We start from the raw sequence: 24,537 nt of genomic DNA on the forward strand, positions 1-24,537 counted from the left end.
GTGTGACAGTGCGCACGTGTTCGACGCGCGTTCGACGTCACACTCCGCAGACTACCGCTCACAGCCCGAAGCGACGCTGGAGGTCTCCCAGCTGTCCGGGAAGGCGCGGTGCCCCGGCCTGCTGCCCGTGCTGACCGGGTACCCCTCCCGCGCCGGGTACTCCGGCCTGCTGCGGGACCGCCCCCGTGGCCTGCTCGGCCATCAGGATCTCGGTGGACTGGAGCAGCACCGTGCCCGCCCCCACGAACTCGAACTGGTGCTCCTCGCCGGAGGCCCCTCCGAGGCCCGTCATCGCACGTAGACCGCCCATCACGCCTGTCATGTACCCGTGGTCGTAGTGGTGGCACGGGGAGGGGCAGTCGGCCCATCCGACGAGGGCCTGCGGGTCCACCCGGATCGGGGGTTCCATGAACACCACCGGACCGTTGGACGCGGCCACGAACTTGCCGGTTCCGATCAGTGTCAGAAAGCCCGGCACGATCGACTGCTTGAGTGCGAGACTTGGCTGAAAAGCGAGCAAGTTGCCGGAGCGAATGGTCAGGTTGCCGTCGTCGAGGTCGTACGAATTGACGTCGAACGCCCGGTCGGCGAGCAGCATCTTGCCCGAGCCCTGCGCCACGACCCAGTCGCTCGCGTGCAGTGGCGAATGGAACGACGTACGGACAAGACGGTCAAGTCGACCGTGCCCGATGCCGTTGAACTCCATGGACCCGTAGTAGGCGATCATCTTGCCCTTCTGCAGGAACCACTGGCTCCCCTTGAGCTCCACGCAGAAGGTGTACTTGTTGACGTTGTCGTCGACCGGCAGCGTCATCGGATCGTGGACCACCGGACCGCCGGGGACTCCGTACCCGCTCACAGCTTCTCCTCCGAGGCCTGGACGTACACCGAACCGCTGCCGCTCAGCTCCAGCTGGAACGCCTCGCCCGAGCCGCGCCCCACCATGTCGCGCCAGCCCAGCGCGGTGGACAGCTTGTTGCGCACGTCGCCGTGGTGCGCCACGTACGCCTGCGGGTCGACGTGCACCGGCCGCTGCGGGGTGATCGGGATCTCGAAGACTCCGCCGTGCGCCATCACGGCCACGGCCCCGTGCCCCTTGAGCGTGGTCGTGAAGAGCCCCTGGCCCGTCACCTGGCCCCGCACCATGCCCATGACGCCGCCCTGCGAGCCCAGGAACATCGTGCCCTGCTGCAGCGTCCCGTCGAAGGCCAGCAGCCGGTCCGCCTCGACGTACAGCGTGTCGCCGGTGAGGGTGATCACCTGGACGTGGTGGCCGCCGTGCCCGAAGAGCACCGTGCCCGAACCCTCCACGGTCATGAGGGGGGTGGCCTCGTTGGCCAGACGGCGGCCGATCATCGACATCACCCCGCCCTGCCCGCCCTGGACGTTGGGCGTGAACGACACCTCGCCCTTGTACGCGAGCATCGCGCCGCGCTGACTGAACAGCCGCTGCCCCGGCACCACCGTCGCCTCGACCATCTTCGAGTTCACCTCGCGGAACGCCATCTCACACATCCCCCGCGATCGTGTTGCGCTCACTGGGCTGGACGTAGACCAGCCCGTCGCCCTCGAAGCGCATCTGGAACGCCTCGCCGCCGCCCTCGCCGAGGAGCGTGCGGAACGTCACACCGGACTGCAGCGACTGCCGTACGTTCCCCTGGTGCGCGATGTAGGCGCCCGGGTCGACCGTCAGCGGGTACTGCGCGCTGACCCGCAGCACCACCGCGGGTCCGTCCGAGGTGATCGCCGCCTGGCCGTGTCCCTCGACGGTGGTCGTGAACAGACCGTTGCCCTGCGAGGCGCCGCGCAGCCCCGTGAACGTCGTGCCCGTGCGCAGGCCGGTGTCCGTGGCGAGCAGATTGCTCGACTCCACGTACAGCTTGTCCCCCTGGAGGGACACCAGGTTGATCTCCGAGGCCCGGTCCGCGAACCAGCAGGTGCCGTGCCCCTTCACCTCCATCACCGTCATCTGCTCGCCGGTGAGGCGCCGGGTCACCATCCCCCGGATCCCCTCACCGCCCCCGCTCAGCTTCTTGAAGGCCATCTGACCGTCGTACGCGACCATGGAGCCGTTCTTCGCCTTCACGGCGTCCCCGGTCATGTCGACGGCCAGCACCTTGCTGCCCTGAAGTCGAAACATCGCCACGCTGTGAAGGTAGCCGCAGGGCCGGAGCGCCGAACAGGGCCCGTGGGTGGATCCCGTCCCTGATCCGCCCCCTAGGGGTGCCGCCCGCTCCCCGGGAGTGTCGCCCGCCCCCGGCCCCGGGACCGTGCCCGCCGGATGCCACAATGGCCGGGACGCTTGTGCTTGCGTTCACAAGGAAGCGTCCCCTCCGACAGCGAAACCCACCGACAGCGAACCCCCCGAAGGTGACCCGTGGACATAAAGACCGCCACCGCACTCCGCCGGCTCCGCCTGGTCTCGGCCCCCGAAGCCGTTTCCTTCCTGCTGCTGCTCGTCTGCTCGGTGCTGAAGCGGACCACGGAGTTCAACGCCGTGCCCGTGATGGGCGCGGTCCACGGCCTGCTCTTCGTCCTGTACGTGATCTTCTGGGCGGACGCCTGGAACCGTGCCCGGTGGAGCGCCGGCACCGGCGTCCTCTACTTCGTCCTCTCCGTCCTGCCCACCGGCGGCTTCTTCGCCGAGCGCAGGCTCAAGCGTGAGGCCGAGGACGCGGTCGTCGCTTCCCGCACCGTCGCCGAGGGGGCCGTGAAGGCATGATCGTCGCTTTCTCCGTGACGCCGCTGGGCGTCGGCGAGGACGTGGGGGAGTACGTCGCCGACGCCGTCCGCGTGGTCCGTGAGTCGGGCCTGCCCAACCGCACCGACGCGATGTTCACCTCGATCGAGGGCGAGTGGGACGAGGTGATGGCCGTCGTCAGGCGTGCCGTCGCCGTCGTCGAGGAGCGCGCGCCCCGCGTCTCGGTCGTGCTCAAGGCGGACATCCGCCCCGGCGTGACGGACGGCCTCACCTCCAAGGTGGAGACGGTGGAGCGCCACCTGTCGGCATGACGCCATGACCGCATGACGGTTTGTCGGCATATCGGCACCGTCCCGGGCGTGAGCCCGCAGCGCGAACCCCGGTCCCCAGGGCCGGGGTTCACGCATGTCCGGACCGGGCCGGCGCCACCCTTCCCGCGCGGGCGCGCAGTTCCCCGCCCGGAGCCGTGCGACCGCGCCGGGAGCGAAAGACCACCCGCCCGCCCGCCGTCGTACCCCTTCGGCCCCGCCCCGCTCGACGCGTGACGAAAACTCCACTTATGTGTGGGTACCAGCCACAACGATCACCGGCTCGTCGAACCACGGGAGGGCGATGTGCGGCCCGCGGGCTACGACTACGACACCTACAGCCGTCTCGCCGGACCCCTGACCGAGCCGTCCGGCACCGGCTACCGGGTGCAGTACACCAAGCTCCTGTCGCGAGAGCCGCACCGAATAAGCGCAGTCCTGCTGATGACCCTCGCCCCGGTCCTCGCCGGCGCGCTCCTCGTCTACCTCGTGTGGCCCACCCACTGGGTGGAGCGCGAGGGCGGCGAGCCGTGGCGGGCCGTCCTCGACACCGCGATGCTCGTCTCCATCGGTCTGATCGAACTCTTCATGGCCGTCAACGTCCTGAGCATCGCCCACGCGGCGATGGTCGCGCGCGATCCCGTACCCGTGACCCCCGCGCACGGGACCCGGGTCGCCTTCCTCACCACCTACGTCCCCGGGAAGGAACCCCTCGCCACGGTCCGCGCCACCCTCGAGGGCGCGGTCGCCCTCACCCACACCGGCCCCCTCGACGTCTGGCTCCTCGACGAGGGCGACGACGACCGGGCCAGGGCCCTCTGCGCGGAACTCGGGGTCAGGCACTTCACCCGGCGCGGAATGCCCGAGTGGAACCGCCCCGAGGGAAGCCACAAGGCCCGCACCAAGCACGGCAACTACAACGCGTGGCTCGACCTCTACGGGCACGCGTACGATTTCTTCGCCTCCGTCGACACCGACCACGTCCCGCTGCCCGGATTCCTCGAGCGCATGATGGGCTACTTCCGGGACCCCGACGTCGCGTTCGTCGTCGGCCCCCAGGTGTACGGGAACTACGGGAACCCGGTCACCAAGGCCGCCGAGTCCCAGCAGTTCCTCTTCCACGCCCTGATCCAGCGCGCCGGCAACCGCTACGGCTCACCCATGTTCGTCGGCACCAACAACGTCGTGCGGATCGCCGCCCTCAAGCAGATCGGCGGGCTGTACGACTCCATCACCGAGGACATGGCCACCGGGTTCGAACTGCACCGGCACCACAACCCCCGGACGGGCCGGCACTGGCGGTCCGTCTACACGCCGGACGTCCTCGCCGTCGGTGAGGGCCCCTCCTCCTGGACCGACTTCTTCACCCAGCAGACGCGCTGGTCGCGCGGCTCCTACGAGACCCTGTTCCGGCAGTACGGGAAGGCGCTGTTCACCATGCCGGCGGGCCGGCTCCTCTCGTACACGCTGATGCTCCTCTACTACCCGATGACGGCCGTCAACTGGCTCCTGGGCATCCTCAGCTGCTTCCTGTTCCTGTGGTTCGGGGCGTCCGGGACCGAGGTCACCGCGTCCGTGTGGCTGATGCTCTACAGCGACGCCGCCGCCCTGCAGATCTGCCTGTACCTGTGGAACCGGCGGCACAACGTCTCGCCGCACGAACCCGAGGGGTCGGGCGGTCTGGCCGGCATGGCGATGTCGGCCCTGTCCGCGCCCGTCTATCTGAAGGCCCTGAGCGAGGCGGTCCTGCGGCGCCCCAGCCGCTTCGTCGTCACCCCGAAGGGCCGCGACGCGAGCCCCGACCGGCTGGGGACCTTCCGCGTCCACCTCGGCTGGGCCGCGTTCCTCGCCGTCTCGCTCGGCGCCTCGGCCGTCCTCGGCCACACCCACGCGGCCATGCGGACCTGGGCGCTGCTGGCCATGGGGATCTCCCTCGCCCCGGTCGCGGTCTGGATCCGCACCCTCGTCGGGGAGCGGCGGACCCGGCCCGTGCCGCCCGCCCCCGTCCGTCTTCCCGACAGCCGGGAGTCGTCGGCGGCCGCCACCCCCGTCACGGTCACCGGCCCCACGACAGGAGGAACCTAGGCCATGGCGCACCGGCCCTCGAAGAGGACGAGGAAGAGGAAGACGAGGAAGACGCTGCTCGGCATCGCGGGCCTCGCCGTCCTCGCGGGACTCAACGCCCCGGCCGCGCTCGGCTTCGCCGGTGAGGCGTACCACGAGTACGAGATCTCCCGGCCCGCCTACAAGGCGAGGCACGGCTCCTGGAGCCGGGTCGACATCCCCGCCGAGTACCGCACCAACGCGATCCACGCGGCCCTGCTGCACACCGGGAAGGTGCTCATCGTCGCCGGGTCGGGCAACGAGCAGAAGAAGTTCGACCGGGGGTCCTTCGACACGGTCCTGTGGGATCCGGTGAGGAACACCTTCGAGAAGATCCCCACACCGGACGACTTCTTCTGCTCGGGGCACGCCCAGCTCCCCGACGGCAGGATGCTCGTGGCCGGCGGCACCGCCCGCTACGAGAAGCTGGACGGCGAGGTCGTCCGGGCCGGCGGCGGCATGCGCGTGAAGAACGAGAACCCCGACAAGACCGTCGTCCTCAAGAAGGGCACCGTCTTCCGGTCGCCCGCCGGCGTCGACTACGTCAGCAGGGCCGACGTCACGGTCCCCAGGGCGAAGCGGAACCAGATCATCACCTACGACCGCAACGGCGCCATGCGGCCCTGGCGGACCGAGGTCACCGCCGGAGAGGCCCGCGTCTTCGTGGAGGCCGAGGAGAAGGGGCCGGGGTCGGTCACCGGCCGGCAGGCCCAGTACGAGATCGTCGGCCTGCACGGCGAGGACGCCCGCAACACGTACGGCCTCTCGGAGAAGATCACCCTGGAGAAGCAGGACTTCCAGGGCATCAGGGCCGCCTACGAGTTCGACCCGAAGGCCGAGCGGTACGTCCCCGTCGACCCGATGGACAAGGCCCGCTGGTACCCGACCCTCGTGGGCCTCGACGACGGGCGGGTCCTCGCCGTCTCCGGCCTCGACGACGTCGGGGCCATCGACCCCGGCGACACCGAGATCTACGACCCGGTGACGAAGAAGTGGGGTCCCGGGCCCCACCGCTATTTCCCCACCTACCCGGCCCTCTTCCTCACCGAGGGCGGCAAGCTCTTCTACCCGGCCTCCAACGCCGGGTACGGACCCGCCGACCAGGGCCGCGAGCCGGGCCTGTGGGACCCGCGGACCAACACCTTCCAGAAGGTGCCGGGCCTCAGGGACGCCGACCGGACGGAGACCTCCGCCTCGGTCCTGCTCCCGCCCGCCCAGGACCAGAAGGTGATGATCCTCGGCGGCGGAGGCGTCGGCGAGTCCAGGAAGTCCACCGCCCGCACCGCCGTCGTCGACCTCAAGAAGGACAGCCCGGTCTTCGAGGACGGTCCCGACCTCCCGCAGGGCACGCGCTATCTGAACAGCGTGATCATGCCGGACGACACCGTCTTCACCACCAACGGTTCCCGGGACTACCGCGGGCGCGGCGCCAGCAACATCCTCAAGGCGCAGTTCTACGACCCCCGGACCAACAGCTTCCACGAGGCCGCCGCCCCCCGCGTGGGCCGCAACTACCACTCCGAGGCGTTGCTCCTGCCGGACGGCCGCGTCGCCACCTTCGGCTCGGACCCGCTCTTCGACGACCGGAAGAACACAAAACTGGGCCACTTCGAACAGCGCATGGAGGTCTTCACCCCGCCGGCCCTGCACCGCGACGGCGCGCGGCGTCCGGTGCTGGGCCACGGGCCCGAGCATCTGGACGCGAACCACCGGGCGACGTTCGCCACCGCCCACCCGGAACGGGTCGTCAAGGCGCGGCTGATGCGGCCGAGCGCCGTCACCCACACCACGGACGTCGAGCAGCGGTCGATCGAGCTGGGGCTGACGAAGACGGCGGACTCGGTCACCGTCGACGTGCCGGGGGACCCGGCGCTGGTGCCGCCCGGTTGGTACATGCTCTTCGTGACGGACGCGCGGGGCACGCCGTCCGAGGCGAAGTGGATCCAGGTCGGGTGACGCCACCGCGCGCGGTCCGCGGACCGCCGTCCGGCCCCGGCCGTCAGCCGGCGGGATCGCGCGTCAGCTCCAGGGCGTACTCCGGCCACCACCGGCCGGCCGCGGGCCCGCCCCCGCACTCGCCGTCCGACTCGCCGGGCCGCTTGATCCACAGGTAGGCGTCGAGGACGGCCTCGCCGGTGTCCGTGGTCGGCCGGGTGCCCAGCGCCCGGCCCGGCGGGTTGCACCAGACGCCCTCCAGCGGGCCGTTGCCGTTGCGGCTGGTGTCGACGACGAAGTGCTTGCCGCCGAGTCCGCCGGAGAGACGGACGCCGTACCGCTTGCTGACCGTGTCCGTCTGGAAGTTGGAGACGTTGAGCGAGAAGCCGTCGGCGTTCGCGATGCCCGCGCGTTCCAGGGGCGCGACCAGTTTCCCGGGGTCGGGGATCCAGGAGGGGTTCCCGGCGTCCAGGTACACCGTGGTGCGCGGCTGGCGCTTCAGCCGGACGACCGCCTCGCTCAGCAGCCGCTCGCGCTCGGCGTGGTACTCGCCGGGCGTACAGCCGTCCACCATGTGGGCGACCGCGTCCGGTTCCAGGACCACCAGGGCCCGGCCCTCACCGAGGCCCTCGGCGAACCGGTCGATCCAGTGCCGGTAGGCGTCCGCGTCCGCGGCCCCGCCCGCCGAGTGCTGGCCGCAGTCCCGGTGCGGGATGTCGTACGCCACGAACAGCGCCGTCCGTCCCTCCCGGGTCGCGGAGGCGACCGCGGACCGGACCGCCGGGCCCGGGTCGAGCTCGCCGGCCGGCCACAGGGCGACGGGCTCGTCCGCGATCCGCTTCAGCAGCGCGGCGTCCCGGTCGCGGCCCTGCCCGCGCCACAGCTCGATCTGCCGGGCCGCCGGGCCCGCCGGGTCGACCCAGAACGGTGAGCGGGCGGCGGGGCCCGTCCGCTTAGCGGAGGCGCCGACGGCGGAGGCCCGGCCGGTCCCGGGCGCGGGCGTGCAGCCCGCCACGAGCCCGAGCGCCGCGAATGCCGCGAGGGCGTGGATCAGCCGGGGCATGCTGCTCCCTTGCGCGAAGGTGACGACCAGTCACCAATCGTGGCACAAGGGGACATTGCGCCGGGGAAGCGGCGTGGCGCGCTGCGGCATTCCCCTGCCCCGAGGCCCCGGTCAGCCGCCCCCGCCCGACGCCAGCGCGATCCCGAGCGGTGTCCGCTCGTACAGCACCTGGTGCCCGTACCGGCGCGAGACGAGCAGGCCCGCGTCGCGCAGGGCGGTGAGGTGCGCGGAGACGGACGACGGGGCGAGGCGCAGCCGGTGCGCCAGCGCGGTCGTGCCGGCCGGTTCGTCGAGCGCGGTGAGCACGGCGGCCCGGCCGCGCCCGAGGAGCCGTACGAGCGCGTCGGGGGTGCGGTCCGCCGCCTCGGTCCACAGGCCGCCGACACCGCGCGCGGGATAGACGAGCGTCGCCTGCCACGGGGGTTCGAAGCCGCTGATCACGTCCGGCCACGAGAACACGCTGGGCATGAGGACGAGGCCCTGGCCGGCCAGGTGCCGCTCGTGCCGGCCGCCGACCTCGACGGTCAGCGTGTGCGAGCGCCAGCCGAAACGCCGGTCGATCTCCGGGAGGAGCCCGCCGAGGCCGACCTCGGCGAGGCGCCGGGAGTGGAAGGCGACATCGGCGTCCAGCAGGGCGCGCAGCCGTGGCCAGTCCGGTTCGACGAGGGTGTGCCAGGCCTGTTCCAGCAGGTCCGTCAGCTCGCGCACCATGCGGGCCGGGTCGGCGAGCATCGCCCGGCCGCGCGGCGAGGCGAGGGCGCCGGGGGTGTCGGCGAGCGAACGCGCGCTCTCCCGGCGGGCCACGTCCGGGTCGGCCGCGCGGACGGCGGCGATCTCCTCCTCGAAGCTCGCCGCCGGGCCCAGCGGGGGCGGTCCGAGCCAGTCGGGGGAGTAGCCGCGCAGCGGCATCAGCAGCCACAGCGGGGTGAGGTCGAGCCCGGCCGCCGCCGCGCGCATACGGCGCAGCCAGGGCGCGTGATAGCCGTGCCGCGCGGGCCGGTTGAGCGTGCGGACCGCCTCCTGGGTCTCCCACAGGGACGACACCGCGAAGCGGCAGTTGAGGAGGTCGTCCTCCCCGAAGTGCAGCAGTGACGGCATGGAGCGCCCCCGGAAGATTCGGCTGAGGCCGAAACTCTACGGGTCCGGGGCGGGTCCGGGCACGCTGACGCCCATGCCGGAAGCAGAGACGAAGGGCACGACGACGGTGCCCGCACCCCAGCCCGCGGGACCCGCCGCGGGCGACATCCCCGGGCCCGCGACGGGGCACGTCCCCGGGCCCGCGCCCACCACGACGAGCATCGGCGGGCCCGCCGCGGAGAACTCCGCCGGGCCCGCCGTGGCGAACACGGTCACGCCCGCCGGGGACGGGGCGAGCACGTCCGCGACGGGCGGCACCGCCTCGCCCGCCACGGAGGACCGAGGGACGTCCGCCGCGGGGACGGTCGTGGGAGCCGTGACGGGAAACCCGGCGCCGTCCGTCGTGGAGGGCGGCGCGGAACCCGCTGCGGTGGACGCGGCGCCGTCCGCCGGGGGGAGCGGCGCGGCACCGGCCGTGGAGGACTCGGCTGCGACCGGCCCGGAGGGTGGCGCGGCGCCCGCACCGGGAGTCAAGGCGACGGCCGGCCCGGAGGGTGGCGCGGTGCCCGCACCGGGGAGCGCAACGGCGGCCGGCCCCGCCGCGTCCGCGCGGACCGGGTACGGGCCCGTGTTCGCCGTGCCGGAGTTCCGCGCCGTCTTCGTGGCGCACGCGTTCTCCCTGCTCGGGCTCGTCGTCAGCGAGATCGCGCTCTCCGTCCTCGTCTACGGTCTGACGGGCTCCCCGCTGCTGAGCGCCCTGACGTTCGCGCTCGGGTTCCTGCCGTACCTGATCGGAGGGACCCTGCTCGCGGGAGTCGCGGACCGCTTCCCGGCCCGCCGGGTCCTGGTGGTGTGCGACCTGGTGTGCGCGGGGTGCGTCGCCGTGATGGCACTGCCGGGCACGCCCGTCGCGGTGCTGCTCGCGATGCGGGCCGCGCTCGCCCTGGTCGCCCCGGTCTTCCAGGGGACCCGGACGGCGACCCTCGCGGACGTCCTCGGCGACGGCGAACTGTTCGTGCTCGGCCGCTCCCTGCTGCGGATCCTGTCGCAGAGCGCGCTGCTGGCCGGGTTCGGGGCCGGCGGTCTGCTGCTCACCGCCGTCTCCCCGCGCCACGCGCTCCTCGTCACGGTCTGCACCTTCCTGCTCTCCGCCGCGCTGCTGCGGTTCGGCACCCGGCGGCGGCCCGCGCGGGCGGACCGGGGGCAGGCGCTCGTGCGGGACTCCCTGCGCGGTGCCCGCCGGGTCCTGGCCGACCGGCGGACCCTCGTGCTGCTCCTGTTGTTCTGGGTGCCGCCGATGTTCACGGTCGCCCCGGAGGCGCTGGCGGCGCCGTACGCCGAAGGGCTCGGGGCCGGTACGGCCGGGCTCGGCCTGCTGATGTGCGCGCTGCCGGTCGGCACGATCGCGGGGGAGCTGTTCGCGGGCTCGCGGCTGCGGCCGGCGACCCGGGACCGGATCACGCTTCCGCTGGTCTGCGTCACGCTGCTGCCCTACGCCGCGTACGCGTTGCGGCCCGGTCTGGGCTGGTCGCTGGTCCTGCTGGTGCTCGCGGGCGCGGGATCGGCGTACACCCTCGGCCTGGACCAGTGGTTCGTGCGGGCGGTGCCGGACGAACTGCTCGGGCGGGCCATGACGTTGAACACGGCCGGGCTGATGACCGTCCAGGGCGTGGGGATGGCCCTGTCGGGCGCGGTGGCGGAGTTCGCCGGGGTGCGGGCGACGATCGTGGGCGCGGGCGTCCTGGGAACCGTCTCCTGCGTGGCCCTGGCGACGGCGGCACGCCGAGCCGAACGCGGCCCGGCACGGGCCGGAGCCGCCGACCTCCCACCCCTCCCGTAACCGCCCGAGGGCCCGTCCCGCCGGGGCCGGTACCGAAAAGCGAGACAGGGCTGACCACGATGTGACCGGCCGGTAAGGTCGTCGGCGTGCCGAAGCCGCTCAGTCTTGCCTTCGATCCCATCGCCCGCGCCGATGAACACTGGCGCCAGCGCTGGGGTTCCGTGCCGTCCATGTCCGCCATCACCTCGATCATGCGCGCGCACCAGATCCTGCTCGCCGAGGTGGACGCGGTCGTCAAGCCGTACGGACTGACCTTCGCCCGCTACGAGGCGCTGGTGCTGCTCACCTTCTCCAAGGCGGGCGAGCTGCCGATGTCCAAGATCGGCGAGCGGCTCATGGTGCACCCGACGTCGGTGACGAACACGGTGGACCGGCTGGTGCGGTCCGGGCTCGTCGACAAGCGGCCCAACCCGAACGACGGCCGGGGCACCCTCGCCTCCATCACGGACAAGGGCCGCGAGGTCTGCGACGCGGCGACCCGCGACCTGATGGCGATGGACTTCGGGCTCGGGGTCTACGACGCCGAGGAGTGCGCGGAGATCTTCGCGATGCTGCGGCCGCTGCGGGTCGCCGCGCACGACTTCGAGGAGGAGTGACCGGCGCCGGGCCGGCCGCCGGCCCACGGCTCCCGTAGCCCGGTGCGGACCGGGCGCGGGGGCGCGTGAAGATCGGCCGAAAAGGGTGGTTACCCTCGTGCCATGAAGAAGAGCGTGTTGACCCGCTACCGCGTCATGGCCTACGTCACCGGCGTGCTGCTGGTCCTGCTGTGCCTCGGCATGATCGCCAAGTACGTCCTGGGCCTGGACGGGGCGGCGGACGTCACCCGTGTCGTCGCCATCGCGCACGGCTGGCTGTACGTCGTCTACCTGATCTTCGCCTTCGACCTGGGCTCCAAGGCGAAGTGGCCGGTCGGCAAGCAGCTCTGGGTGCTGCTGGCGGGCACGATCCCCACGGCCGCCTTCTTCGTGGAGCGGGGCATCAGCCGCGAGCTGGAGTCCAAGGTCGCCGAGGGCACTCCCGCGGTCGCCAAAGCCTGATCCGGACCGCCGTACGGGACCGTACGGCGGTTCCCCATCGACATTTACTAGGACGTCCTAGTAAATTTGAAGGCATGGACGCTCACGCCATCGAGGAAGGCCGCCGACGCTGGCAGGCCCGTTACGACGCGTCGCGCAAGCGCGACGCCGACTTCACCACGCTCTCCGGTGATTCCGTGGAGCCGGTGTACGGTCCCCGGCCCGGGGACGAGTACGAAGGCTTCGAGCGGATCGGCTGGCCCGGGGAGTACCCCTTCACGCGCGGCCTGTACGCGACCGGCTACCGGGGGCGCACGTGGACCATCCGGCAGTTCGCCGGGTTCGGCAACGCCGAGCAGACCAACGAGCGCTACAAGATGATCCTCGCCAACGGCGGCGGGGGCCTCTCCGTGGCCTTCGACATGCCGACGCTGATGGGCCGCGACTCGGACGACCCCCGTTCGCTCGGCGAGGTCGGGCACTGCGGTGTCGCGATCGACTCGGCGGCCGACATGGAGGTCCTCTTCCGGGACATCCCGCTCGGTGACGTCACCACGTCGATGACGATCAGCGGTCCCGCGGTGCCGGTCTTCTGCATGTACCTGGTCGCCGCCGAGCGCCAGGGCATCGACCCCGGGGTGCTGAACGGCACGCTCCAGACGGACATCTTCAAGGAGTACATCGCGCAGAAGGAGTGGCTCTTCCAGCCCGAGCCGCACCTGCGCCTCATCGGCGACCTGATGGAGCACTGCGCGGAGAAGATCCCCGCGTACAAGCCGCTGTCCGTCTCCGGGTACCACATCCGGGAGGCCGGTGCCACGGCCGCGCAGGAGCTCGCCTACACGCTGGCGGACGGCTTCGGCTACGTGGAACTGGGTCTGTCCCGCGGGCTCGACGTGAACGTCTTCGCCCCGGGTCTCTCGTTCTTCTTCGACGCGCACGTCGACTTCTTCGAGGAGATCGCCAAGTTCCGCGCGGCCCGCCGGATCTGGGCCCGCTGGATGCGGGACGTGTACGGCGCCACCTCCGAGAAGGCGCAGTGGCTGCGCTTCCACACACAGACCGCCGGCGTCTCACTGACGGCCCAGCAGCCGTACAACAACGTCGTGCGCACGGCCGTGGAGGCGCTCTCGGCGGTCCTCGGCGGCACGAACTCCCTGCACACCAACGCGCTGGACGAGACGCTCGCCCTGCCCTCCGAGCAGGCCGCGGAGATCGCCCTGCGCACCCAGCAGGTGCTCATGGAGGAGACCGGCGTCGCCAACGTCGCCGACCCGCTGGGCGGTTCCTGGTACGTCGAGCAGCTCACCGACCGGATCGAGGCCGACGCGGAGAAGATCTTCGAGCAGATCAAGGAGCGCGGACTGCGGGCGCACCCGGACGGGAAGCACCCCATCGGTCCCATCACCTCCGGCATCCTGCGCGGGATCGAGGACGGCTGGTTCACCGGCGAGATCGCCGAGTCGGCGTTCCAGTACCAGCGCTCGGTCGAGAAGGGCGACAAGCGGGTCGTCGGCGTCAACGTCCACCACGGGTCCGTGACCGGCGACCTGGAGATCCTCCGGGTCAGCCACGAGGTGGAGCGCGAGCAGGTGCGGGTGCTGGGCTCGCGCAAGGGCGAGCGCGACGAGGCGGCCGTGCGCGGTGCGCTGGACGCCATGCTCGCCGCCGCTCGCGACGGCTCGAACATGATCGCCCCCATGCTGGAGGCGGTTCGCGCCGAGGCGACGCTGGGTGAGATCTGCGGGGTCCTGCGCGACGAGTGGGGCATCTACACGGAGCCGGCGGGCTTCTGACGCCCCGGGCGGCCCGGCACCCCTGACTGCCCGGCGTTCCGGGCCGAGCCCGGGGCGCCGGGCCCTCGCGGCACCGGCGGGGGCCCGCCCCGGCACAACCTTTTTTCGCCCCCTCCGCCCCTGCCCGACCCACCCCTGGGGCTCCGCCCCAGACCCCGCTCCTCAAACGCCGGAGGGGCTGGAAATCTCACCCGCAGTCGGGATCCGGCGTGAGGGGGCGTGCCGGTACATCAGATGCCCGCAGGCCGGACGGATCGGAACCGACCCGCGCCTCTCGACCCCGGTGGGATCCGTTCGGATGCGGGCGGATGTACCGGTACGGCCCCGACCCCCCACCCACCGGAGCCGAACCGCAGACCCGGTCACCCGCCCGAGGCGCCGCTCAGGCCGAGGAGCAGGATCCGGGTGAACGAGCGCACCCACTCCTCGTCCGCGGGCTCCGCGCTGACCAGGGTGCGATGGACGACCGCCCCGGCGACGACGTCGAAGATCAGGGCGGCGGTCCGGTCGGCGGCGGCCTGGTCCGACTCCGGGGGGAGTTCACCGCGTGCCTGGGCGCGAGCGCGGCCCTCCAGGACCAGCCGCTTCTGCCGGTCGACGATGGACGTGCGGATGCGCTCCCGCAGCGGTTCGTCCCGGGTGGACTCCGCGACCACGGCCATCAGCGCCGTCTTCGCCTCCGGACGGTCGAGGATCGCCGCGAACTGGAGCACGACCCCCTCGATGTCGGCGGCCAGACTGCCCCGGTCGGGGAGTTCCAGCTCGTCGAAGAGCTCGGCCACCGCGTCGACGACCAGCTCGTTCTTGCCCGCCCAGCGACGGTAGAGGGTGGTCTTGGCGACACCCGCCAGGGTCGCCACGTACCCCAACGTCAGTTTGGACCAGCCCAGTTCGACCAGGGCCGCGCGGGTCGCCGCCAGGATCGCGGCGTCCGCGGCGGCGCTGCGGGGGCGGCCCGTACGGGCCGCCTGGGAGCGACATTGCATGCCGGTGACCATATCCGGCCGCTTCATCGGCGATATCCAGCGATATCCGGCGGTTCTGTGAAGCCGTGAGGGAGATCACCGGGAGACGGCGCACGGGCATGTCTCCGTACAGTTACGCTACGACTCGTAGCGAAAGCTCGACCGCGGCGACAACCGCACGGGCGCCAGGTGGGGACCCGGCGCCGAACAGGCCTGACACGGCCTGGCTTTCACGACGCTTTTCACACGTGCGCGAGGAAGGGGGAGGATGTACTCATGCAGCCACGGAACATGTCCATGAGCGGAGTCGTCGACCTCGCCGCGGTGAAGGCGGCCCAGGAGGCCAAGTCGAAGGCGGAGCAGGCGCGCGCCGAAGCGGCCAGGCAGGGCGGAGGCGGGGCCGTGACTCCCGCGAGCCTCGTCATCGACGTCGACGAGGCCGGATTCGAGCGGGATGTCCTGCAGCGCTCCACCGAGGTGCCGGTCGTCATCGACTTCTGGGCCGAGTGGTGCGAGCCCTGCAAGCAGCTGAGCCCGCTCCTGGAGCGGCTGGCCGTCGAGTACAACGGGCGTTTCGTGCTCGCCAAGATCGACGTCGACGCCAACCAGATGCTGATGCAGCAGTTCGGGGTCCAGGGGATCCCGGCCGTCTTCGCGGTGGTGGCCGGACAGGCACTGCCGCTCTTCCAGGGGGCCGCCGCCGAGGCGCAGATCCGCGGGACCCTCGACCAGCTCGTCCAGGTGGCCGAGCAGCGCTTCGGCCTGACCGGCCTGACGGTCGACGCGGACGCCGGACCGGACGGGTCCTCCGCGGCGCAGGAGGTGCCGGCCGGACCGTACGACGCGCTCCTGGAGGCCGCCGTGCAGGCGCTCGACGCGGGCGACTTCGGCGGTGCCGTCCAGGCCTACAAGAACGTGCTGAGCGACGACCCGGGCAACACGGAGGCCAAACTGGGCCTGGCCCAGGCCGAGTTGCTCCAGCGGGTGCAGGGCCTCGACCCGCAGAAGGTGCGCCACGACGCCGCGGAGAAGCCCGGTGACGTGGCGGCACAGATCGCGGGGGCCGACCTGGACCTCGTCGGCGGCCACGTGGAGGACGCCTTCGGGCGGCTCATCGACACGGTGCGGCGCACGGCGGGCGACGACCGGGACGCCGTACGCCTGCGGCTGCTGGAGCTCTTCGAGGTGGTCGGGGCCGACGACCCGCGTGTGGTCGCGGCGCGCAGGGCCCTTGCCCGGGCGCTGTTCTGACCGGTCCGTAAACGCCGGGGCCCCGAGGCCCGGGTGAAAGATTGGCCGACGGGTACGCATGTGGCCGCGCTTTACCAAAACTTGGTAAACGCGGCCGCTGTTACTCGTAGTAAGTCGAAGGCGTTGAACTGTCTGGTTCCGTCCAGGATTTGACCACTGTGTGACCCCCCGTGGTGCCACCCTGAGTCGCCGCCCGATGCCGACGGGCCGTACTTCGGTTATCCCGCCGTTACTAGCCAGTAACGAACCCCCTTGTGCGCGCGGCGAGAATGCACCACGATCGGCGACGCTCGGTCCATTCCCGCACCCCGACAGCCAATCGGGTCGGCGGACTCTCTGGGTCCCCACCGAGCAGGGCCGACAGCAGTGCGATCGGCTCTTGGGCAGGGGGGTCTTCGCCGTCCGGCGGAGCCTGTCCAGCAGGTTGTGCGTGATGTGTGTCAGGCGCGACCAGTGGTTGTCGCTCGGGGGTGATCGCCGGTGATCCGGGTGCAGTCGCACCAGCGGGTACGGGCGCTCTCCTTCCCGAGGACGTAGCACTTCTCCCATCCCTGCCCGGCTGAGCCGCCGCAACGTGGCAGTCAGGGCCAGGAGATGTACGTCCGAGAAGGAGGAAAAAATATGTCCCAGGTGCGTGGCGGGACCAGATGGAAGCGGTTCGCCGTCGTCATGGTGCCCAGCGTGGCGGCCACGGCAGCGATAGGTGTCGCCCTCGCGCAGGGTGCTCTCGCCGCATCGTTCAGCGTCTCCGGTCAGTCCTTCAAGGTGACCGCGGACAAGCTCGAGGGCAACGGCTTCTCGCAGTACGGCGCCCTTGACCAGGGCACGGGCCTCGACGGCAAGTCGGCGCTGCACCCGGTCGCGGTCTCGGCGTTCAAGAGCGCCGACATCACCGGCATGTGCCAGTCCGTCGTCACCCCGAACGTCCCGCTGCTCGGCTCCGTCAGCCTCGTGCTGAAGGCCGGCGGTGGCGGTACGCCGGTGCACGCCGACAACCTCTACATCGATGTCGAGGACCTCGGCGCCGACGCGACGTTCAAGAACATCGACATCGGTGTTGCCGCCAAGGACGCCAACAAGGGTCCGGGCATGAAGGGCGGCAACGAGCAGGCCAACCCCTTCGGGTTCGCCCAGCAGGCCGAGTCGGCCACGCTGACCGACGTGAAGCAGACGGCGTGGGCGACCACCGCCGGCACGTTCAAGCTCAGCGGTCTGAAGATGTCGGTCAAGGCCGGCACCCACGAGTGCTACTGAGCACCCCAGGGGTGGGCGAGGAGGTCCAGGCCGCTTCGCCCGCCCCGCCGCTCCGCCCGTCGTACGCGGAGCGCTGACGCGTACTTCTCACAGCAATGCCGTTCCAGGGAGCTGTTTCCATGAGCGCCGAGACTCCTGCCGCGCCCGGCCAGAACGATGAGCACTACCTTCAGGTGTTCCGGCGGAACTTCCGTAACTGGAGGGGCGACCGCCCGTTCTGGGCCGGTCTGTACATCGTGTTCGGCGGCTTCCCCATCGCCTACTTCCCGTACGCGCACCTTCAGCTCGGCCATCTGACGCTGGCGATGTCCACCACCGCCGGAGCCGGGTCCCTGATCATCGGCGTACTCCTCGTCGTGCTCGGGATCAGCCTCTGGTTCCAGAAGCACGTACGGACGTTCGCGGGTGTCGCCGCCATCCTTCTCGCCCTGGTGTCCATCCCGGTGGCCAACCTGGGCGGCTTCCTGATCGGCTTCCTGTTCGCCCTGCTCGGCGGCGCCATGGCGGTCTCCTGGGTTCCCGGTGAGCCCGAGGAGAGCTACGTCGCACCGAGCTCCCTCGACAAGCAGGACGCGCCGGTCATCCCGGCGGCCGAGCCCGTCGAGCCCATCGGTGCCGAGGCTGCGGACGGCGCGGGCGACCCGAACGATCTGTCAGGAACGAGCCCGACCAACGGGGCGAACGGGAGGCAAAGTGCCGGCTGACGAGGTGACCCACGGGACTGATGTGGAGGAGTCCCGTGCGAGAACCGGGCCCCGCCACGCGGCCCCGAGGAAGCCGTTGCTCACCAGGTTCCAGATGCCCGCGGGCAAGGCGATAGCCATAGCGGCGATGCCGACGGCGGTCCTCATGGGCATGGGCTTCACCCCGACGCTCGCCCAGGCCGACGACCACTCCACCTCCAAGAGCCTCACGGCCGAGGAGTACCAGGCGTGCGTCGAGGCCGTCACGGGCGAGGACGCGTCGGACACGGCGTCGCCCTCCGCCACGCCGAGCCCGAGCGCGTCCTCCGCCGAGGCCACGCCGAGCCCCTCCGCGTCCTCGGGCGCCCCGGCCGAGGAAACGGCCTCTTCGTCGGATTCAGGTTCCGACGACGAGGCCGAGCCCGCCGCGTCCCCGTCGGCCTCCGCGAGCGCGCAGGAGAAGACGGCGGACAAGGCCGCGGACAGCGCCGCGTCCACGCCAGCCCCTTCGGCGTCCGAGAGCACCAAGAACCCGCTCGACCCGCTGGGTGTCGGCGACGCCATCAAGGACATCCTCACGCCCGACGAGACGGCGAGCTCCACCCCGGCGCCGTCCGCCTCGCCGAGCGCGAGCGCGACCGCGACCACCGGTTCGGACGCGGCGGACGGCAAGGACACCGCGAAGACCGTCGAGGACACGACCGACAAGGTCGCCCAGACCGCCGAGGACACCGCCGAGAAGGCCGCCGGCACGGCGTCCGAGGCCGCCGAGGACACCACCGCGGCGGCCGAGGAGACGACCCCGGCGGCCACCGGGTCGCCCAGCCCCTCCGCGAGCGCGACCACGGACGCCTCCGACTGCCCGGCCGCCACCGACGAGGAGGGCGGCGTGGACAACACGGTCGCCCTGCCGGTCGACCCCTGGTACCTCAACGCCAGTTCGCTGCTCCTCAAGGGCGCCGACTACCAGGGCATAGTCAAGGTGAGGACCGCGAACGGCACCGTCAAGAAGGTGCTGAAGTACGTCATATCCGACGGCACCGACATAGGCGACCTGCACCAGACGGTGGAGGACAAGCAGTCCGGCAAGACCTACCACGTGCAGGCCGCGTCGGGTTCGACGTCCACCATCCGTGACGGCAAGACGATCATGTACACGGAGAGCATCTCCGGGAACCTGCTCGGACTCATCCCGGTCACGTTCGACCCGGACAACCCGCCGCCGCTGAACATCCCGCTGATCTACTTCACCAAGGTGAAGGTCGTCCAGGCGGGCCAGTTCGGCGGGACCCTGCACGTCCCCGGACTCCACCAGTACACGACCGGCTGAGCCCGTCCACCGGCTGAGCCGTCCAGAACCCGTCCGGGAGCCGCACAGACGCCGAGGGCGCCCCCTGCTAACAGGGGGCGCCCTCGGCGTCTGTGCGGCGGCGGGATCAGGCGTGGCCGCCCTCGCCCAGGTGGTGCACCCGGACCATGTTGGTGGTGCCGGCGACGCCGGGGGGCGAACCGGCGGTGATCACGACGACGTCGCCCCCGTTGAACCGCTTGAGCTTCTGCAGCTCGTGGTCGACGAGTTCGACCATCTCGTCGGTGCTCTTCACGAACGGCACGACGTGCGACTCGACGCCCCAGCTCAGCGTGAGCTGGTTGCGGGTGTGCTCGTCCGTGGTGAAGGCCAGGATCGGCTGGGTGGCGCGGTAGCGCGACAGACGGCGGGCGGTGTCACCGGACTTGGTGAAGGCCACCAGGCCCTTGCCGCCGAGGAAGTCGGCGATCTCGCAGGCGGCGCGGGCGACCGAACCGCCCTGCGTGCGCGGCTTCTTGCCCGGGACCAGCGGCTGCAGGCCCTTGGACAGGAGCTCGTCCTCGGCCGCGGCGACGATCTTCGACATCGTCTTCACGGTCTCGACCGGGTACGCGCCCACGCTGGACTCGGCCGACAGCATGACCGCGTCCGCGCCGTCCAGGATCGCGTTGGCCACGTCGGAGGCCTCGGCGCGCGTCGGACGGGAGTTGGTGATCATCGACTCCATCATCTGGGTCGCCACGATCACCGGCTTGGCGTTGCGGCGGCACAGCTCCACGAGGCGCTTCTGCACCATCGGGACCCGCTCCAGCGGGTACTCGACGGCCAGGTCGCCGCGGGCCACCATGACGGCGTCGAACGCCGCGACGACGCCCTCCATGTTGTCGACCGCCTGCGGCTTCTCCACCTTGGCGATGACGGGGACGCGGCGGCCCTCCTCGTCCATCACCTTGTGGACGTCGTTCACGTCGTTGGCGTCGCGCACGAAGGACAGGGCGACCATGTCGCAGCCCATCCGCAGGGCGAAGCGCAGGTCCTCGACGTCCTTCTCCGACAGCGCGGGCACGTTCACGGCCGCGCCGGGCAGGTTGATGCCCTTGTGGTCGGAGATCACGCCGCCCTCGATGACGACCGTCTTGACCCGCGGGCCGTCGACCTCGACGACGCGCAGCTCGACGTTGCCGTCGTTGATGAGGATCTGGTCGCCCTTGGCGACGTCACCGGGCAGACCCTTGTAGGTCGTGCCGCAGATGTGCTTGTCGCCCGGCACGTCCTCGGCCGTGATGACGAACTCGTCGCCACGCTCCAGCTCGACGGGGCCTTCGGCGAAGGTCTCCAGACGGATCTTGGGGCCCTGCAGGTCGGCGAGGACACCGATGGCGATGCCGGTCTCGGCCGAGGCGGCCCGGACACGGTCGTACCGGCCCTGGTGCTCGGAGTGGGACCCGTGGCTGAAATTGAAACGGGCCACGTTCATGCCGGCCTTGATCAGCGCGACAAGCTTGTCGTGGGAGTCGACCGCGGGGCCGAGAGTACAGACGATTTTCGAACGGCGCATGGGGCGATCCTATCGGTTTGTTTCGCAGCGGAATATTCCGTCTGGCGGAAGATACAAATGGGCGGGCGGGTGCTCAGGCGTGGCTTTCCGCCCCGCTCAGGCGCCGCCTTTTCCGACCAATGCGTACGTCTGTGTGGCGATCTCCAGTTCCTCGTCCGTCGGCACGACGGCGACCGCGACGCGCGCGTACGGCGGCGAGATGAGCCGGGGCTCACCGCCGCGCACGGCGTTCAGTTCGCCGTCGACCGCGAGCCCCAGCTCCTCCAGGCCCCTGATCGCGGCCTCCCGCACCGGGGCGGAGTTCTCGCCCACCCCGGCGGTGAAGGCGACGGCGTCCACCCGGCCCAGGACCGCGTAGTAGGCGCCGATGTATTTCTTCAGCCGGTGGATGTAGATGTCGAGGGCGAGCCGGGCCCGTTCGTCGCCCTCTACGATGCGGCGGTCGATCTCCCGCATGTCGTTGTCCCCGCACAGACCGATCAGCCCGCTCTTCTTGTTGAGAAGAGTGTCGATCTCGTCCGTGGACATCTTGGCAACGCGCTCCAAATGGAAGATGACGGCCGGGTCCACGTCACCGGAGCGCGTTCCCATCACCAGCCCCTCCAGCGGGGTGAGCCCCATCGAGGTGTCCACGCACCGCCCGCCCCTGACCGCGGACGCCGAGGCCCCGTTGCCCAGGTGCAGCACGATGACGTTGACCTCCTCGGGCGCCTTGCCGAGGAGTTCGGCGGTCGTCCTGGAGACGTAGGCGTGCGAGGTGCCGTGGAAGCCGTACCGGCGGATGCGGTGCTCGTCCGCGGTCGCCACGTCGATCGCGTAGCGCGCGGCCGCCTCCGGCATCGTCGTGTGGAACGCGGTGTCGAAGATCGCGACCTGCGGGAGGTCGGGGCGCAGCATCATCGCGGTGCGGATGCCGGTGAGGTTCGCCGGGTTGTGCAGGGGGGCGACCGGGATCAGCCGCTCGATCTCCGCGAGGACCTCCGCGTCGACGACCGTGGGTTCGGTGAAGGTCCTCCCGCCGTGCACCACCCGGTGGCCGATCGCGGCCAGTTCGGGGGAGTCGAGTCCGAGTCCGTCCACCGCCAGTTCCTCCGCCATCGCCTTCAGCGCGGCGTCGTGGTCGGCGAACGTGTCGGTCCTCTCGCGGGTCTCGCCCGTCGTCCGCGTGGTGTGCCGCAGCAGGGAGGTCCCCTCGCCGATGCGCTCCACCAGGCCGACGGCGAGCCGGGTGCCGTCACGCATGTCGAGCAACTGGTACTTCACCGACGACGAACCGGAGTTGAGGACGAGGACCCGCACGGCCGTCGGGGAGACGGGCTCCCCGGACTCGGCGGCGGTGGGTGAGGGACGGTCGCTCACTGACGGGCAGCCTTCTGGTCGGGGGTCTGGGACTGGATCGCCGTGATGGCGACCGTGTTGACGATGTCCTGGACGAGCGCGCCGCGGGACAGGTCGTTGACGGGCTTGCGCAGGCCCTGGAGCACCGGGCCGACGGCGATGGCGCCGGCCGAACGCTGCACGGCCTTGTAGGTGTTGTTGCCGGTGTTGAGGTCGGGGAAGATCAGCACGGACGCCTGTCCGGCGACCTCCGACTCCGGCAGCTTGGTCGCCGCCACCGACGGCTCGACGGCCGCGTCGTACTGGATCGGCCCCTCGATGAGCAGGTCGCCGCGGCGCGCGCGCACCAGCTCGGTCGCCTCGCGCACCTTGTCGACGTCGGCGCCCGAACCCGAGGTGCCCGTGGAGTACGAGAGCATCGCGATCCGGGGTTCGACACCGAACTGCCGCGCGGTGGCGGCCGAGGAGATGGCGATGTCGCACAACTGCTCGGCGTTCGGGTCGGGGTTGACCGCGCAGTCGCCGTAGACCAGGACCTTGTCGGCCAGGCACATGAAGAAGACGGACGAGACGATCCTCGACTCCGGCTTCGTCTTGATGATCTCGAACGCGGGCCGGATGGTCGCCGCCGTCGAGTGCACGGCCCCCGACACCATCCCGTCGGCGAGGCCCTCCTCCACCATGAGCGTGCCGAAGTAGTTCACGTCCGCGACGACGTCGTAGGCCAGTTCCACCGTGACGCCCTTGTGGGCGCGCAGTTCGGCGTACTTCTCGGCGAAGGAGTCCCGCAGCGGTGACGTCTGCGGGTCGACGATCTGGGTGGCGCTGATGTCGATGCCGAGGTCGGCGGCCTTCTTGCGGATCTGGTCGGCCGGGCCGAGCAGGGTCAGATCGCACACGCCCCGGCGCAGCAGCACCTCGGCGGCCTGCAGGACGCGATCCTCGGTGCCCTCGGGGAGCACGACACGGCGCCGCTCGGAGCGGGCCTGCTCCAGGAGCTGGTGCTCGAACATCATCGGGGTGAGCCGGTCGCTGCTGGGCGCGGAGACCCGCTTGAGCAGGTCGGCGGTGTCCACATGCCGCTCGAACAGGCCGAGCGCGGTCTCCGCCTTGCGGGGCGTGGCCGCGTTCAGCTTGCCCTCCAGGGCGAACAGCGCCTCCGCGGTGGGGAAGGAGTTCCCGGCCACCGAGACGACCGGGGTGCCGGGCGCGAGACGGGCCGCGAGCGTGAGGATCTCGTCGCTGGGCCGCTCGTCCAGGGTGAGCAGGATGCCGGCTATGGGCGGGGTGCCGGCGCTGTGCGCGGCCAGCGAGCCGATCACCAGGTCGGCCCGGTCCCCCGGGGTGACCACGAGGCATCCCGGGGTCAGGGCCGCCAGGAGGTTCGGCAGCATCGCGCCGCCGAAGACGAAGCCGAGCGCGTCGCGGGCGAGCCCCGAGTCGTCGCCGATGAGCACCTTCCCGCCGAGGGCGTGGGTGATCTGCGCGACCGTGGGGGCGGACAGCGCGGGCTCGTCCGGAAGGACGTAACAGGGCACCGGCAGCCGGGAGTCGAGCCGCTCCGCGATCTCGGCCCGGTCCTTGGGGTCCACCCGGTTCACCACCATGGCCAGGACGTCGCACCCCAGCCCGTCGTACGCGCGGTAGGCGTTGCGGGTCTCGGCGCGCACCGCCTCGGCGCTCTCGTCCCGGCCGCCGACGACCGGGAGCACGGAGGCGGCGAACTCGTTCGCGAGGCGGGCGTTGAGCGCCAGCTCGTCGGGGAGCTGGGTGGCGGCGAAGTCGGTGCCGAGGACGAGGACGACGTCGTAGTCGCGGGCGACCAGGTGGAACCGGTCGACGAGCGTGGAGACCAGCTCGTCGGTGCCCCGCTCGGCCTGGAGCGCGGACGCCTCCCGGTAGTCCATGCCGTACACCGTCGCCGGGTCCTGCGCCAGCCGGTAGCGGGCCCGCAGCAGCTCGAAGAGCCGGTCGGGACCGTCGTGCACGAGCGGACGGAACACCCCCACCCGGTCGACCTGGCGGGTCAGGAGCTCCATGACCCCCAGTTCGACGACCTGACGGCCGTCCCCTCGGTCGATCCCGGTCACGTACACGCTGCGCGTCACGCGTGTTCTCCATCCGTTTCGTCGCCGGCATGTTTCTGGGCTCGGAAAAAGGGCCCACTGACGTGAGCAGAACCCTCTTGACAATACCTCCGGCGCTGGCTAGGGCGCCCGCCAGGGGAGCGTGCCGGTCGGCCCCGAAGGGAGGGTGCCGGTCGGCCCCGGGGGAGTGTGCCGGTCGGCGGGGAGCGGCGTCCGGGCGGAATCGGCGGGGCGCGCCGGGCCGTGGAACAAT

21 protein-coding genes are annotated in these 24,537 nt (G+C 71.3%); 12 read left to right on the forward strand and 9 right to left on the reverse strand.

Going from position 1 to position 24,537, the window contains the following annotated elements:
* Positions 1-58: 58 nt before the first annotated feature.
* From ACICHK_RS27340 to ACICHK_RS27350, 3 genes are read right to left on the reverse strand one after another with little or no spacing between them, the layout of a single operon-like run.
* Positions 59-859, reverse strand: coding sequence for an AIM24 family protein (locus tag ACICHK_RS27340; RefSeq protein ID WP_151472262.1), 801 nt, complete (start codon positions 857-859; stop codon positions 59-61).
* Positions 856-1,506, reverse strand: a complete 651-nt coding sequence (locus tag ACICHK_RS27345; protein ID WP_406841331.1) for an AIM24 family protein — start codon at positions 1,504-1,506, stop codon at positions 856-858. Before ACICHK_RS27345 ends, ACICHK_RS27340 begins: the two co-directional genes overlap by 4 nt.
* 1 nt (position 1,507) lies before the next feature.
* Positions 1,508-2,140 (reverse strand): AIM24 family protein, encoded by a 633-nt coding sequence (locus ACICHK_RS27350; RefSeq protein WP_103550940.1) that lies wholly within the window; start codon positions 2,138-2,140, stop codon positions 1,508-1,510.
* A 237-nt stretch (positions 2,141-2,377) separates the two neighbouring features.
* Here ACICHK_RS27350 and ACICHK_RS27355 point away from each other — a divergent pair, with 237 nt between their 5' ends.
* The 4 genes from ACICHK_RS27355 (at position 2,378) to ACICHK_RS27370 (ending at position 7,068) form a co-directional block, all read left to right on the forward strand.
* Positions 2,378-2,722: a DUF3817 domain-containing protein gene (locus ACICHK_RS27355; protein WP_151472261.1), complete on the forward strand. Its 345-nt coding sequence runs from the start codon at positions 2,378-2,380 to the stop codon at positions 2,720-2,722.
* The gene (locus tag ACICHK_RS27360; RefSeq protein WP_406838941.1) at positions 2,719-3,012 is read left to right on the forward strand and encodes an MTH1187 family thiamine-binding protein; all 294 of its coding nucleotides are present in this window, start codon (positions 2,719-2,721) and stop codon (positions 3,010-3,012) included. Before ACICHK_RS27355 ends, ACICHK_RS27360 begins: the two co-directional genes overlap by 4 nt.
* Before the next feature lie 303 nt (positions 3,013-3,315).
* The gene (locus tag ACICHK_RS27365; protein ID WP_406841332.1) at positions 3,316-5,094 is read left to right on the forward strand and encodes a glycosyltransferase family 2 protein; all 1,779 of its coding nucleotides are present in this window, start codon (positions 3,316-3,318) and stop codon (positions 5,092-5,094) included.
* Positions 5,095-5,097: 3 nt separating this feature from the next.
* The gene (locus tag ACICHK_RS27370) at positions 5,098-7,068 is read left to right on the forward strand and encodes a galactose oxidase-like domain-containing protein (protein WP_406838942.1); all 1,971 of its coding nucleotides are present in this window, start codon (positions 5,098-5,100) and stop codon (positions 7,066-7,068) included.
* A 43-nt stretch (positions 7,069-7,111) separates the two neighbouring features.
* On the opposite strand, the gene ACICHK_RS27375 is transcribed toward ACICHK_RS27370, so the two are convergent.
* A complete protein-coding gene (locus ACICHK_RS27375) occupies positions 7,112-8,110 on the reverse strand; it encodes a glycoside hydrolase family 6 protein (protein ID WP_406838943.1) in 999 nt (332 codons plus the stop codon).
* 111 nt (positions 8,111-8,221) lie between these two features.
* On the reverse strand, positions 8,222-9,208 hold the full coding sequence (locus ACICHK_RS27380) for a DUF5937 family protein (protein ID WP_406838944.1): 987 nt from the start codon (positions 9,206-9,208) through the stop codon (positions 8,222-8,224).
* Positions 9,209-9,749: 541 nt separating this feature from the next.
* Between ACICHK_RS27380 and ACICHK_RS27385 the strand changes: the two genes are divergently transcribed.
* The 4 genes from ACICHK_RS27385 to ACICHK_RS27400 all read left to right on the forward strand — a co-directional run bounded on the left by ACICHK_RS27385 (position 9,750) and on the right by ACICHK_RS27400 (position 13,839).
* Positions 9,750-11,027, forward strand: coding sequence for an MFS transporter (locus ACICHK_RS27385; protein WP_406841333.1), 1,278 nt, complete (start codon positions 9,750-9,752; stop codon positions 11,025-11,027).
* Positions 11,028-11,113: 86 nt separating this feature from the next.
* The gene (locus ACICHK_RS27390) at positions 11,114-11,623 is read left to right on the forward strand and encodes a MarR family winged helix-turn-helix transcriptional regulator (RefSeq protein WP_151472255.1); all 510 of its coding nucleotides are present in this window, start codon (positions 11,114-11,116) and stop codon (positions 11,621-11,623) included.
* A 102-nt stretch (positions 11,624-11,725) separates the two neighbouring features.
* Positions 11,726-12,064: a DUF3817 domain-containing protein gene (locus tag ACICHK_RS27395; protein ID WP_151472254.1), complete on the forward strand. Its 339-nt coding sequence runs from the start codon at positions 11,726-11,728 to the stop codon at positions 12,062-12,064.
* A gap of 74 nt (positions 12,065-12,138) precedes the next feature.
* Entirely contained in the window at positions 12,139-13,839 is a 1,701-nt protein-coding gene (locus ACICHK_RS27400; protein ID WP_406838945.1) for a methylmalonyl-CoA mutase, read from the forward strand.
* A gap of 362 nt (positions 13,840-14,201) precedes the next feature.
* On the opposite strand, the gene ACICHK_RS27405 is transcribed toward ACICHK_RS27400, so the two are convergent.
* A complete protein-coding gene (locus tag ACICHK_RS27405) occupies positions 14,202-14,825 on the reverse strand; it encodes a TetR-like C-terminal domain-containing protein (RefSeq protein WP_151472252.1) in 624 nt (207 codons plus the stop codon).
* Between the two features lie 255 nt (positions 14,826-15,080).
* On the opposite strand from ACICHK_RS27405, the gene ACICHK_RS27410 reads away from it, so the two are divergent.
* The 4 genes from ACICHK_RS27410 to ACICHK_RS27425 all read left to right on the forward strand — a co-directional run bounded on the left by ACICHK_RS27410 (position 15,081) and on the right by ACICHK_RS27425 (position 19,322).
* Positions 15,081-16,055, forward strand: a complete 975-nt coding sequence (locus ACICHK_RS27410) for a tetratricopeptide repeat protein (protein ID WP_406838946.1) — start codon at positions 15,081-15,083, stop codon at positions 16,053-16,055.
* 621 nt (positions 16,056-16,676) lie between these two features.
* Complete coding sequence (locus ACICHK_RS27415) at positions 16,677-17,309, forward strand: DUF6230 family protein (protein WP_406838947.1); 633 nt, start codon at positions 16,677-16,679, stop codon at positions 17,307-17,309.
* Between the two features lie 119 nt (positions 17,310-17,428).
* Positions 17,429-18,013, forward strand: a complete 585-nt coding sequence (locus ACICHK_RS27420; protein WP_406838948.1) for a DUF6114 domain-containing protein — start codon at positions 17,429-17,431, stop codon at positions 18,011-18,013.
* Positions 18,003-19,322 (forward strand): hypothetical protein, encoded by a 1,320-nt coding sequence (locus ACICHK_RS27425; protein ID WP_406838949.1) that lies wholly within the window; start codon positions 18,003-18,005, stop codon positions 19,320-19,322. Before ACICHK_RS27420 ends, ACICHK_RS27425 begins: the two co-directional genes overlap by 11 nt.
* Before the next feature lie 106 nt (positions 19,323-19,428).
* Here ACICHK_RS27425 and pyk read toward each other — a convergent pair whose 3' ends face one another.
* The 3 genes from pyk to pta form a co-directional block, all read right to left on the reverse strand.
* Positions 19,429-20,859, reverse strand: coding sequence for a pyruvate kinase (pyk, locus tag ACICHK_RS27430; protein ID WP_406838950.1), 1,431 nt, complete (start codon positions 20,857-20,859; stop codon positions 19,429-19,431).
* A 96-nt stretch (positions 20,860-20,955) separates the two neighbouring features.
* Positions 20,956-22,218: an acetate kinase gene (locus tag ACICHK_RS27435; protein ID WP_406838951.1), complete on the reverse strand. Its 1,263-nt coding sequence runs from the start codon at positions 22,216-22,218 to the stop codon at positions 20,956-20,958.
* On the reverse strand, positions 22,215-24,305 hold the full coding sequence (pta, locus tag ACICHK_RS27440) for a phosphate acetyltransferase (protein WP_406838952.1): 2,091 nt from the start codon (positions 24,303-24,305) through the stop codon (positions 22,215-22,217). The genes ACICHK_RS27435 and pta overlap by 4 nt, the downstream gene beginning before the upstream one ends.
* Between the last annotated feature and the right edge of the window lie 232 nt (positions 24,306-24,537).

The organism is Streptomyces sp. AHU1 (genome assembly GCF_045343905.1).
GTDB lineage: Bacteria > Actinomycetota > Actinomycetes > Streptomycetales > Streptomycetaceae > Streptomyces > Streptomyces triticiradicis.

Excerpts from the sequence above, each read along its gene's own strand:
- ACICHK_RS27380 (WP_406838944.1), bottom strand. The coding sequence starts at position 9,208 with ATGCCGTCACTGCTGCACTTCGGGGAGGACGACCTCCTCAACTGCCGC.
- ACICHK_RS27405 (WP_151472252.1), bottom strand. The coding sequence starts at position 14,825 with ATGCAATGTCGCTCCCAGGCGGCCCGTACGGGCCGCCCCCGCAGCGCC.
- ACICHK_RS27420 (WP_406838948.1), top strand. The coding sequence starts at position 17,429 with ATGAGCGCCGAGACTCCTGCCGCGCCCGGCCAGAACGATGAGCACTAC.
- pyk (WP_406838950.1), bottom strand. The coding sequence starts at position 20,859 with ATGCGCCGTTCGAAAATCGTCTGTACTCTCGGCCCCGCGGTCGACTCC.
- ACICHK_RS27410 (WP_406838946.1), top strand. The coding sequence starts at position 15,081 with ATGCAGCCACGGAACATGTCCATGAGCGGAGTCGTCGACCTCGCCGCG.
- ACICHK_RS27400 (WP_406838945.1), top strand. The coding sequence starts at position 12,139 with ATGGACGCTCACGCCATCGAGGAAGGCCGCCGACGCTGGCAGGCCCGT.
- ACICHK_RS27350 (WP_103550940.1), bottom strand. The coding sequence starts at position 2,140 with ATGTTTCGACTTCAGGGCAGCAAGGTGCTGGCCGTCGACATGACCGGG.
- ACICHK_RS27360 (WP_406838941.1), top strand. The coding sequence starts at position 2,719 with ATGATCGTCGCTTTCTCCGTGACGCCGCTGGGCGTCGGCGAGGACGTG.
- ACICHK_RS27375 (WP_406838943.1), bottom strand. The coding sequence starts at position 8,110 with ATGCCCCGGCTGATCCACGCCCTCGCGGCATTCGCGGCGCTCGGGCTC.
- ACICHK_RS27345 (WP_406841331.1), bottom strand. The coding sequence starts at position 1,506 with ATGGCGTTCCGCGAGGTGAACTCGAAGATGGTCGAGGCGACGGTGGTG.
- ACICHK_RS27395 (WP_151472254.1), top strand. The coding sequence starts at position 11,726 with ATGAAGAAGAGCGTGTTGACCCGCTACCGCGTCATGGCCTACGTCACC.
- ACICHK_RS27415 (WP_406838947.1), top strand. The coding sequence starts at position 16,677 with ATGTCCCAGGTGCGTGGCGGGACCAGATGGAAGCGGTTCGCCGTCGTC.
- ACICHK_RS27370 (WP_406838942.1), top strand. The coding sequence starts at position 5,098 with ATGGCGCACCGGCCCTCGAAGAGGACGAGGAAGAGGAAGACGAGGAAG.